The organism is Arthrobacter sp. Sr24, from assembly GCF_054511175.1.
This window is the reverse complement of sequence record NZ_JBTNDB010000033.1, coordinates 25,825-36,343: the sequence shown is the minus strand read 5'-3', so window position 1 is coordinate 36,343 and position 10,519 is coordinate 25,825. Positions and strand designations below refer to the sequence as shown.

Sequence of the window (10,519 nt, the reverse complement as noted above, 5' to 3'; positions counted from 1 at the left end):
GTTCATGCGCTTCATACGCCGCCACCTGGCGGTGACCGATGAGTACCACGAAGACAAGCTCACCGTGAAGAAGGACGGCAAGCGGTTCGTTACCCCGATGATGCTCACCATCATCGCCATCGGGTTCGTCGACTTGATCTTCGCTGTCGACTCGATCCCCGCCATCTACGGCCTCACCGACCAGGCCTACATCGTCTTCACGGCGAACGTCTTTGCCTTGATGGGGCTACGACAGCTGTTCTTTCTCATCGGCGGCTTGCTGGAGCGACTGGTCTACCTCTCCCAAGGCCTTGCCGTCATCCTGGCGTTCATTGGCGTGAAGCTCGTCTTCCACGCACTGCACGTCAATGAGATTGCCTTCATCAACGGCGGGCAGCCGCTGTTGTGGATCCCCGAAATCCCGATCTCCTTCTCCCTCATCTTTATTGCCGCCACGATCACCGTGGCCACCGTGGCGAGCCTGCTCAAGACCCGCGGCAACCAAAAACGTCCCAGTGTATCCGCACCGGGCGACCCCTCCACCACGAAGGATTACTCCAAATGAACATGCTCTCCAAACTCGCGGGCCTCGCCCAGAAAGCACTGGACAAGTCCGGTACGACGAATCAGCCCAAGAACGCCGGCCAGAACGACTGGCGTGCGATCGTCCGCAATGCAGCAGATACCCTGACTGGCGACGGACGCGCCACCGAGGCTTCTGCCGGCCGCCGGCCAGCTTCCAGCGATGCGTATCGCGCCCAGTCGCACCGCTCCGGTTCGCGCACGGCATCCGAGGAGATCAACAACGCCGACCGGGCAGCGATCGCGCGCTACGATTACCTCCTGGAAACCGCCGATCCGCACCAGATAGAACAGATGCACCGCGAAGCCTTCGAACGCCTGACACCGGCCCAGCGGGATCAAATCCAGCAGCGGATGCGCACGGAACTTCCCACCAAGGACCATCCCCGAACCTCCGGCGCCGATGACCTGGCACGAACTGCGGGCCGCGCGGAGGCCGGACGGCCCGGTTTTCTCCGCGGCCTGCTTGCCCGCGCCGACGGGGGGAGTTCACGCACGGGCAGCGGCATCGGTCGCGGAGTGATGGTGGGAGGCGCCGCGGCAGGGGCAGGGCTCCTGGCAGGAGGTGTTCTCACGGCCGTCGCCGGGGGAGCCGTCGTCAGCTCGCTGGCCGGACCGCTCCTGGAGCAGGCGTCAAACATCGGAATCGACTTCGACGCCCTGGGCAACGGCATCGACCTTGAGGGCCTGACCGGAGGGATGGGAGAGTTCGCGGCCAATGCCGGTGAAACCGTCTCGGGCCTTGGCGAGCAGTTCAACGATGTCGGATCCAATTTCTCCTTGCCGGGACTTGATGACCTCTTCGGCCGCTGAACCCGAGGCCAGTTCGTCGACAGCGGGCACTGCATGCCCGTTCATCCCGGCACTTATCTCCTCGGATAGCCAAACGAGATATGGGGAACTTGGGCGATCCGCTTTGCCGGGACGCCTCCCGCTACAAAGCATCACGAGGTCGATGCGCTCCTGACGGTCTTCCCCATGTCGACAGCCACCTACGAAAGGGATCTCCATGAAAACCCGAGCCACAGCAGTCTTGGGCTCCACCCTGCTCTTTGCCGGAGCCCTTTTGCTAACCAGTTGCGACAACACACAACTCCCACCAACACCATCAGTGGAAGAACAGGATGGTGCGGAGAACCAGCACGAAGGCCCTGACCAGCAGGACGAACAAGACGAGGGTACTGACCGTCAGAACGGCCAGAACGAAGATCAGGACGGGAACTAGCGTCCAACGAGGGATGAGAATATCGCATGATGAGGGGGACAGTGCGCATGTGCGCACGGCCCGCCGATCGTTTCCGGCGTTGGCCAAAGAGCATGGCGGTGAGTCATGATCATTGGTCTCGCCGGTATCGATGGGGCTGCGAGGTGCTGGCCGCTGATGACTGGGAGGGCCTATTGCGACTTCAGGAATCGTCTGCATGGCACTGGCGCGTCCGCAAGCGGAACCTCCAACGGGACAGCGCGTGGCGTCAGGCGCGGAATGGAAGCTCAGGTCGCAAGTGGTGCCCGTCTTTGACGTGTGAGTAGTCTCGCGCTGTTGTTACTGAGCCTGAATCGTCGAATGAAAGTACTGTGCATCCTGAAACGGTCATTGGTTGGTCCTTGATGAACATGACGATCCAGTACTCGACGGAAGCTAAACTTCCATTGACGATTGGTTCGCTGAACCATGTTTCTGCCGGTTGGGTTTCCTCGGCGAAGCATTCCTCCAGATAAGCGCGCAGACCGCTAGGCCCACGCAATGGTCTGAACATCGAGGCCCAGTGGTCGCCGTCGTCAGCTTGCAGCCCGACAATTGCATCCACGTCCTTGAGTGGCCAAGCGGTGGCCCATGTTGTCACCCAGCGTTGCGCGGCTTCGATAGTTTGCATGTTGAATTCCTGTTGACGTAGATGCTTGGTGACTGCAGGTTGGTCGGGCTGCGCGAGCAGCCCGGTTCCCATAAGACTTGCAATTGCTTGCAACGCTACTATTGGCCGAGCAGATTCACGTTATAGGTTCGTTCAGTGTTGCTCTGTGCTGACTTTTTCAAAATGTCCCGCAAGCCGGTCCACCACCGGGGCGTGTGCATACGCCTTCTGAAATTTTGGAATCCGCTAGTTTCCGCAGGCATTAGATTCCCGTATGACCCGCCCGAGAAAAAGCCCGGTGAAGGGGGCGTAAACGGTACACTCGAAAACCATGACTGGACTCCTGATTGGATATGCGCGCGTATCCACCACTGACCAAGACCTCACCGCCCAAAAAGACGCCTTGCTTGCTATGGGGGTGTCACCGGAGAAGACCTTCACCGACCAGGGCCTCACCGGCGCCAACAGGGCCCGTCCTGGGCTTGGGCAAGCACTGGCAGCCTGCCGGGGCGGGGATACACTCGTGGTGACCAAGCTCGACCGTCTGGCCCGGTCGCTGCGCGATGCAAAGGACATCGTTGATGAACTCACCCGTCGCGAGGTCAAGCTCAGTATCGGTGGTTCCGTCCATGACCCTACTGATCCTGTGGGTAGGCTCCTTTTCAATGTTCTGGCTATGGTTGCAGAGTTTGAGGCAGATCTGATCCGGGCACGAACTCGTGAGGGGATGGCTGTCGCCAAAGCAAAAGGACGTTTGCGAGGTAAGCAGCCCAAGCTGTCCAAAACACAAGAAGCACTCTTGGTTTCGATTCACCTAGCAGGAACGCATACGACGGCTGAAATTGCAGAGCTTTTCGGAGTTGCCCGTTCCACCGTCTACCGCGCCATTAAACGTGCCGGCGAGGCTGCGGGGTAGATCCACAGCATTCCATCGATCAGGCCGGAGTGACATAGGAACGTCCATAGCGTGAATTTATGTACCCGGTTATCACCGTCTTGAGGATGATGGGGAACCTATAGGCTTCCGTCATGACTTTAGAGCAATGGGAACGCTTCTCCGAGTGGCCGTTAATCTGTATTTCAGTCCTGTTCTTGGCAGCCTATTCTGTCCAAGTATTGGCATCGGAGTCCGTAGCCCAGATAGCGGGCTGGTTCATGATGACCACCTGGGTACTATTTTTGATTGACTATGGAATCTCCCTGTGGCTGGCGCCACAGCGTTTGAACTGGTTCTTCAGGCATATACATGAATTGGCGATTGTAGTGTTGCCAATGCTGCGCCCTTTACGGCTGTTGCGACTCGTAACTCTCATAGGGGTGCTCCAACGAGTCGCTGGAAACGCCCTGCGCGGACGTGTAGTCACCTATGTCATTGCCGCATCCGCGCTCTTGACCTATATCGGTGCCCTAGCAATGTACGAAGCCGAAAAAACTGCAGCAGAAGCGTCCATCAATTCCTTTGCAGACGCGGCATGGTGGGCCGTCGTCACGATCACAACAGTTGGATACGGTGATCTTTCCCCAGTCACCACCACAGGTCGTCTCGTCGCCGTCGGACTCATGATTGGTGGCATAGCACTGCTCGGAACTGTCACCGCGACTTTAGCGAGCTGGTTAGTTGATAAGGTCTCAGCCGAAGACGTCCAAACCCAGTCTCTGACAGTCGAGCATGTAGAACTGCTCCACGAAGAAATCAAAGCCCTGCGACGGGAAATAAGTAGTGCCACTGGTACCCAAAATTCAACGGTAGCCTCCAAGAGCGAAGTAGAGCATCCTAGTGCCATCGCGTCGCATGGAATAGCTAGCTGTTCGGCCGATTCAATGTGTCTCGAAACTAACGATTGATACAGCGATTCGCACTGAAAGTTTCGAGACATAGATATAAGAATCGTCGCCATGAACGAACTAGCGCGAGACGGCAAAAGGTGGAGCAGCACCGTCGCAGTGGATGCCACGTTGGTGAGACGTCTCCTATCCCTAGGGTTATGAGAAGTTCGGAGTGCTGCTGGTGGGGCGCTTTCATCGGGCATCAAGTCAGGCCCGGCTATAGGAGAATATCGCCCGGAAAACCATGTCGTTTTGAATTTTTCAGAAATCGTTTGCGCGCGCCTCGATAATGGCCGGCATTACAGGCAGCCGGAACGTCGCGGAATCTACATCCGGTCAAATGCCAAGGCACAAACAAGTGAAGTCACTGCGTCAATGACGCAGTGACTTCACTTGTTTGGCTCGCGTTCTGTACCTAGAACCTGGGCAGGGCCAGCAGGTTGTTGTTCCACTGGCTATCGGCGTAAGTGCGGAGGTACGGCGCAGCGTTTTCAGGGCGGACCACGCCCACTTTCACCTTTAGAGAACCGGTTCCTACATATGCCTGGCCTTTTTTCACATCAATCCACTCGATCATCGCCAGTTTGCTACTGGTGTCAGTCTTGTTGTCTGCTTCATCTACCCACTTGTAGCTGGTGATGTGCTGATGATCTTCAGGGAATCCCTCAATGTGTACGTGGGTGATTCTTACTGCCACTATTTACTCCTAATTTTTGAATGGTTCGCGTGCATACTTCCCATAGGGACTTGGATGCAAGCTTCTGAAGGGGCGTAAATATTGGATTCAGCCCCTTGGGGTTTCAGACCTGTTGTGTGATTGTTCCACTGGGGTTCCGCCGCACGGTTGCGTCGGTGACGAACCTGCCCGTTGAGGCTGAGCGATTCACACTGCGTCCATTCCCGGTTCCGCTGCCGACTCGCTCCGTCGTTGTCGTCCGCGGGGATCGCGCGGCGGTGGCTTTTGTGACAAAACGTCCGGTCCTGGCGCTGCGGCTGACTGATCGTGCCATGGTGTCCTCCTCAGAACACTCATATAAGGGGGAGGGCGGCCATGCTTGGGCGCCGTGGACTCCGTTAGAATCGCTACTACCACTAACCATGGAGCTTGCGGTTCTGACCTCAAGTTGCTGGGCGGATCCGCTGTCACGGGTCCGCCCTTTTACGTGCCGGATAGTTCCGACAAGATGAGCCTACTCGCATAGTTGATAGTGCGCAAGGGTGATGCGCCATATCAAGGAATCGGGTATAGTAATACCTAAGAGATTGGCCTCTTCCTGTAAGGTGTTATTCACATCAGGGGTGAAGGACGGCTTACAGAATGCAGGTGGACTACGAGGACGAGGATCTCCGGAAACTCGCCTACGAGCCAGACCACCGCACTTCACGTTGGGCCCCAAACGTTACTAAGGCTTACAGACGACGGATCCAACAACTGCATGCGGCGGTCAACGATCAAGATTTAAGAGCGTTGAAGTCCCTTCATCTGGAGAAGCTGAAGGGGGACCGTGCTGGAACATGGTCAATTCGAATAGATACGCAGTATCGGCTTATTCTTCGGTTCCAGACGCAGGATGGCGGGCGTATAGCCATCGTCATTGAAGCCGTTGACTACCACTGAAGGACTGATAACTATGGCCCACGAGCTCGTTGAAGCTTTCCCTCCCGGGGATTTTCTTTCCGAGGAGCTTGAAGAGCGTCATTGGTCTCAGAGCGACTTTGCCCAGATTCTTGGACGCCCGGCACAGTTCGTTTCGGAAATAATTGCCGGTAAAAAGGAAATCACCCGAGAGTCAGCGGCTCAGATCGGGGCAGCTCTTGGGACCGGCCCAGAGTACTGGCTAAATCTGCAGAATTCCTATCTCCTTTGGAATCAAGCTCAGAATGCCGCTACCCGGATCGACTTGGACGAGGTAAAGCTCCGCGCTCGGATGAATGAACTTGCCCCGGTTTCTTTACTTCTCAAACGCGGCATTTTGACTGGCAGATCTTTGGTGGAGCAGAAAAATGAACTGGTCGATCTGTTTCAAATTGAACACATTGAAGACACCCCCCGTTTTCTTGCAGCGGCACGTCGTTCTAACCGCGACGAAGAGCCTACCCCGACTCAAAAAGCCTGGCTGGCCTGCGCCCGTAAGCACGCGCAAAAGATTACCGCCAGTAGATACGACGCCGAGGGGCTCAAGAAACTTGCTGAAAGACTGTCTGCCTTGGTTTCGGACCCAAACATGTTTGCAGAGCTTCCCAGAGATTTTGCTGCCGTCGGAGTACGCCTCGTCTACGTCGAGGCATTCCCTGGAAGCAAGCTAAATGGAGCCTCCTTTCTTCTTGATGACGACATTCAGCAACCGGTAATTGCCCTGTCAGGTAGGGGTAAACGACTCGATGTTGTTCTCTTTACTCTGCTTCACGAAGTGGCTCACATTGTCCTAGGCCATGTGACATCCGAACGTCTCGTTATAGACGAAGATTCGTCTACCGAACCCATAGAGCTAGCGGCTGACGAGATGGCTGGCGAGTGGCAGATTCCCGGGGGGCTGCCCGCACCGCCAGCGGCCGTGCGAAGGGGCTGGATCAATTCCACCGCGCAGCGGATAGGCGTCCATCCAGTGGTTGTACTCGGGAAACTACAACGAGATAAAACACTCGACTACCGAACGGCCCTAGCAAAAGGAGCGCCGACCGTGAGTGCACACTTAGAGCGCTGGAGCTAGGCAGACATCGATCAGGTGAACGACTGAAACTGGACGGATCGAAAGGATCAGCGTTGAGCGAAGATGTTAATTCCAGTTTAAGTGAGGGTGCCGCGGACCTTCTGAAGAACGTCCGTCAGCGCTACCTCCAGTCGCCAGATTTCAACGGTTATCATATCCGCGGGACTGCCGCGGTAGATGAACGCATGCCCGCCGTAGAGCTGATCGAAGCCGGTTTGCTTCAGGTGGTGACTAGTTCTGACTACATGAATATCCACATCCGTCCGTGGCCATCTCGACGGTCTCCCGAAGATCAGATCAACGACGTCGATGAACTCGACACTGCCGACTATGGAGTATGCCTCTATCCAACACCTGCGGGGATGAAGGGAGTTCGCCTCCCGAACCGATTCTCTGGACGCCCATATGCAAGAGCGATGGCACGGGGCAAGGGCACATTGGAGTTAGCCTACTTTCAGTTCGATGTGCTCGAACAATACCGAAACGACAGCCGCTTCCGCTTTGGCTTTGGCGATGCTGGAGCAAGCATGGGCCTCAGAGACGAGGCTTTTGAGCACGAGGATGTGTTCGAGAGGGATCATGTTGGACTCAGCCATATTGGCTTCGCATATGACCTCAGTGGCTTCGATCCGGACGACCCCAACTCACCTATAGTCCGGAGAGTCGCCGTTTTCCACTGTGATCTGGTATCACTGACCCCTGAGCACCAAAGACGATGGGAGACCTACCAAGTCGATGGGTCTGGACTAGAACCCCACCCGCTCTGGTGGAATTCACAGATGGGCCACTGGCCGGATGCAGTCGGACCTTTCACTCGGCTGTTCATGGAACTCGAGAACTTGAACGAACTTTCAACCTTGGCGTTCGGACAGAACATGTTTCGGACTACGGAAAGGCCAGCAGATTTGGGTTGGCTTCTCCGCTCGTCACAACGAGAGTGGGATGAGTTTGTCGTACAGCTCGACAAAGTACTATCGGACAATCTACGTCCGCAGTTCTTCGACAGTGCAGGCGTAGCCGGAATCGGCGAAGATAGACAGAGAATCGCTACACTGAATCGCCTTCAGCGCTTTATGCAGGGCGGAGGAGCATCCGAGGAAGAAGCGCGAAAGCTGCTCGGTCCACTGCGTGAAGTCAGAAAATACCGGCAAGGACCTGCCCATGCTATTCGCCACAACATCACTGATCGGACGTTTATCCACCGCCAAATAGCGTTACTCAGTGACATCACCGACGCCATGGGAGCGCTGCGTCACTGGTTGGCTAGCCACCCAGACTGCAAAGAATGGCAAGAAAAACACAAAGACCTCAAAACCTACATGCTGTAGTATTTCAGGAATTTACGAAGTTTTCAGCTTCTGAACATTGATCATCTGGCCATTAGTCAGTTGCCGCCTTCAATTGATCAGAAAATCATTGCCAGTGACAGTCGTCGAGTGTCTCATAACCTATGTGTCTCGAATCCCATGGCTTGCAAGACGCCTCCGCTGAAAGCCCAACCATAGTTTTCTGTCCCCGCCAGTAGCACCAGAGACTTTTTCGAATTTTGTGAATAGATGCAGACTGCACCTGATTTGGGAGCCAAGAGCGGCCATTCGGATCAGGAAGAGGGTCGATGAATTTGGGAGTATGAACGCCAGAGGAGCGTACCAATTCATTGGAATTGGTACGCTCCTCTGGCGTTCAACGGTGGTTGCAATTTTTTGCCAAGTGATTCATTTGAGAAAGCCAGGCAATAGCTACTATGGAAATTCACAAGTCAGCCAAGGCGGCCGTTCTCGCTGTTAAGCCGCCCTAGCACGCTGTCACTCAGGACAACATCATGTTTGATTGTCATGAGGTTGGCTGAACTTGTCTTGATTCCCTCTTCTGCCAGAATTCTCCGAATGTAGTCCCAGTAGGCTGCAACTGCATCGTCTATGGTCTGGTCGCCGTAGGGTTCATCGGGGCCAACCACAGTGCGTGCCGTCTCTTGGATCTCCGCGGCATCGGATGCAGTCCAGGGTTGGTTCGAATTCCAACCACGGTCGTCCAGCAGTAGGAGTGACTGTCCATTGTCCAGTTCGGCCATGTGCGTCACCGAAACTGAAACCATGAGCGGATTTGAGCCTTCGTTGATGTCAACAACGCTCACAAGTCGGACTACCGAGGTCATATTTGACTCCTATTGTCGGGAAAATGGAATCTATAGCGCGTCACGTGAAAGACGGCCGCAGGCCATCATTCTATCGGCGGGGTGGGACTCTATCCGCAGGCCCGCGCAACTTCGTTGGAATAGATCCTGTTGGGCAAATCGGCAATTCCAACCACGTCAACATCAACCCACGATCGGTACAGGTTTCCCTTGTTGCCGACGCAATCGTATCGAGCTGTCGCACGGTAGAGCTACAGGGCAAGCCCTGTATCCCGATGGAGGAAGAACGGATCGGGCGAGATCAGCTGATTTTCAGTCGTTCATTTTCGACCCCGATTACTACCCAAGCCGATATGCGTCAGGTCATGAGCTTGTACGCGCAGCAAGCCAGCGCCCGCCTTGCCAAACACAACCTGCAAGCCAAAGTACTCACGGCCTTTGGGGCCACGTCCTACTACAACCCCGGCGACACGTCCTATCCCTCCGTGTGCGTGCCGCTGCCGATGCCCACGGCAGATCCCATGCTGTTGGCCCGGGCAGCCTACGCCCTGCCACCAAGAATCGTTGAAGGCGTCAAATACGTCCGTGCCGGGATCATGGTCACTGATCTACGCCCCACCGGCAATCAAGCACCCCTAGAACTCTTTGAAAATCCACACGAGGAACGCCACATCGGGCAGCTGCTTGAAGATGTTTCGAAGAAGTACGGGCGGGGGAGTATCGGACTCGGGCCAGCCGGCATTAAAGGTGGTCCTGATTGGTCCATGAAACGCGACATGCTCAGCCCCCGCTACACCACACACTGGGACGAACTCCCCATAGCCAAAGCATCATGAATTAGGCCGTTGGGGACGGCGGCCCGGTTGAAATCAGTTATCAACGCGCTTGGGTGGGTAGAAATACTGGCCACCGTAGACGGGAAATGCCCCGTATCGAAGGACTAACGGCAGCGACAGCAATGGCCGGGACCGCTCCATAAGGAGGGTCACCGGCCATGCTGTCGTCAGGCTACATGCCCGGCGTCAGGAACAAGACAGTCCAAACAAGGAGTGCCACGTTCACCAAGCAAGTCAACATATCCCAGGGAAAATGCTGGTCCATGATGTTGCTCCCTTCTGTGAGGGAGCTAGACACGAAAAATTGTTGAAAGGTAGGCACCTAGCAGTCAAAACGCGAAACCTCCCAGTCGCTAAAAGGCGAGGGCGCGAGCATCCAACTAGGCACGTACGTGCTTTTACAACTATTCTGTAGATATGAAGTTACAGAGTTTGGTTTCGTAGCCAGCTCAACGGACTGTTAGCAGTTCAAAGCAAGGGACCGGTTGCACCCGGTCCCTTCGCGCTTTAACCAACAGCTGACTCGACGAACCCCTAATCCGCATCGTGGAGTATGTCTTCATAGGGGTCAAAATAGTCACGCACTAATTCTACCGG

11 protein-coding genes and 1 pseudogene are annotated in these 10,519 nt (G+C 55.6%); 9 read left to right on the top strand and 3 right to left on the bottom strand.

All coding sequences use genetic code 11. The annotated features are described in order from the left end of the window. From ACX80D_RS16215 to ACX80D_RS16205, 3 genes are all read left to right on the top strand, one after another. On the top strand, positions 1-544 hold a 544-nt coding region (locus ACX80D_RS16215; protein WP_459323905.1), incomplete at its 5' end, for a TerC family protein. Between the two features lie 2 nt (positions 545-546). Continuing rightward, positions 547-1,374 carry a hypothetical protein gene (locus ACX80D_RS16210; RefSeq protein WP_459323904.1) on the top strand — a complete coding sequence of 276 codons (828 nt, stop codon included), beginning with the start codon at positions 547-549 and terminating at the stop codon, positions 1,372-1,374. Positions 1,375-1,570: 196 nt separating this feature from the next. Then, the gene (locus ACX80D_RS16205) at positions 1,571-1,786 is read left to right on the top strand and encodes a hypothetical protein (protein WP_459323903.1); all 216 of its coding nucleotides are present in this window, start codon (positions 1,571-1,573) and stop codon (positions 1,784-1,786) included. Between the two features lie 247 nt (positions 1,787-2,033). Here the strand turns inward: ACX80D_RS16205 and ACX80D_RS16200 are convergent, their stop codons facing one another. Next, on the bottom strand, positions 2,034-2,435 hold the full coding sequence (locus ACX80D_RS16200) for a nuclear transport factor 2 family protein (RefSeq protein WP_459323902.1): 402 nt from the start codon (positions 2,433-2,435) through the stop codon (positions 2,034-2,036). 310 nt (positions 2,436-2,745) lie between these two features. On the opposite strand from ACX80D_RS16200, the gene ACX80D_RS16195 reads away from it, so the two are divergent. Together ACX80D_RS16195 and ACX80D_RS16190 are read left to right on the top strand one after the other, a co-directional pair. Then, entirely contained in the window at positions 2,746-3,330 is a 585-nt protein-coding gene (locus ACX80D_RS16195; protein ID WP_104112137.1) for a recombinase family protein, read from the top strand. Positions 3,331-3,443: 113 nt separating this feature from the next. Then, complete coding sequence (locus ACX80D_RS16190; RefSeq protein ID WP_104112138.1) at positions 3,444-4,259, top strand: potassium channel family protein; 816 nt, start codon at positions 3,444-3,446, stop codon at positions 4,257-4,259. A 397-nt stretch (positions 4,260-4,656) separates the two neighbouring features. Here the strand turns inward: ACX80D_RS16190 and ACX80D_RS16185 are convergent, their stop codons facing one another. Further along, positions 4,657-4,938: a DUF3892 domain-containing protein gene (locus ACX80D_RS16185; protein ID WP_459323901.1), complete on the bottom strand. Its 282-nt coding sequence runs from the start codon at positions 4,936-4,938 to the stop codon at positions 4,657-4,659. 621 nt (positions 4,939-5,559) lie between these two features. On the opposite strand from ACX80D_RS16185, the gene ACX80D_RS16180 reads away from it, so the two are divergent. Genes ACX80D_RS16180 through ACX80D_RS16170 form a run of 3 tightly spaced genes read left to right on the top strand, consistent with a single transcriptional unit; the run spans position 5,560 to position 8,280 of the window. After that, positions 5,560-5,859, top strand: a complete 300-nt coding sequence (locus ACX80D_RS16180; RefSeq protein WP_459323900.1) for a type II toxin-antitoxin system RelE/ParE family toxin — start codon at positions 5,560-5,562, stop codon at positions 5,857-5,859. A 13-nt stretch (positions 5,860-5,872) separates the two neighbouring features. Then, a complete protein-coding gene (locus ACX80D_RS16175; RefSeq protein WP_459323899.1) occupies positions 5,873-6,952 on the top strand; it encodes a HigA family addiction module antitoxin in 1,080 nt (359 codons plus the stop codon). Between the two features lie 53 nt (positions 6,953-7,005). Further along, a complete protein-coding gene (locus ACX80D_RS16170) occupies positions 7,006-8,280 on the top strand; it encodes a hypothetical protein (RefSeq protein WP_459323898.1) in 1,275 nt (424 codons plus the stop codon). A gap of 431 nt (positions 8,281-8,711) precedes the next feature. Here ACX80D_RS16170 and ACX80D_RS16165 read toward each other — a convergent pair whose 3' ends face one another. After that, entirely contained in the window at positions 8,712-9,107 is a 396-nt protein-coding gene (locus ACX80D_RS16165; RefSeq protein WP_459323897.1) for a hypothetical protein, read from the bottom strand. A gap of 224 nt (positions 9,108-9,331) precedes the next feature. On the opposite strand from ACX80D_RS16165, the pseudogene ACX80D_RS16160 reads away from it, so the two are divergent. Then, positions 9,332-9,922: pseudogene (locus tag ACX80D_RS16160) on the top strand (DUF4113 domain-containing protein); the annotation flags it as partial. Positions 9,923-10,519: the final 597 nt, after the last annotated feature.

What these genes read in the sequence shown, in the direction of transcription:
- ACX80D_RS16210 (WP_459323904.1), top strand. Translation starts at nt 547, where the DNA reads ATGCTCTCCAAACTCGCGGGCCTCGCCCAGAAAGCACTGGACAAGTCC.
- ACX80D_RS16205 (WP_459323903.1), top strand. Translation starts at nt 1,571, where the DNA reads ATGAAAACCCGAGCCACAGCAGTCTTGGGCTCCACCCTGCTCTTTGCC.
- ACX80D_RS16200 (WP_459323902.1), bottom strand. Translation starts at nt 2,435, where the DNA reads ATGCAAACTATCGAAGCCGCGCAACGCTGGGTGACAACATGGGCCACC.
- ACX80D_RS16195 (WP_104112137.1), top strand. Translation starts at nt 2,746, where the DNA reads ATGACTGGACTCCTGATTGGATATGCGCGCGTATCCACCACTGACCAA.
- ACX80D_RS16190 (WP_104112138.1), top strand. Translation starts at nt 3,444, where the DNA reads ATGACTTTAGAGCAATGGGAACGCTTCTCCGAGTGGCCGTTAATCTGT.
- ACX80D_RS16180 (WP_459323900.1), top strand. Translation starts at nt 5,560, where the DNA reads ATGCAGGTGGACTACGAGGACGAGGATCTCCGGAAACTCGCCTACGAG.
- ACX80D_RS16175 (WP_459323899.1), top strand. Translation starts at nt 5,873, where the DNA reads ATGGCCCACGAGCTCGTTGAAGCTTTCCCTCCCGGGGATTTTCTTTCC.
- ACX80D_RS16165 (WP_459323897.1), bottom strand. Translation starts at nt 9,107, where the DNA reads ATGACCTCGGTAGTCCGACTTGTGAGCGTTGTTGACATCAACGAAGGC.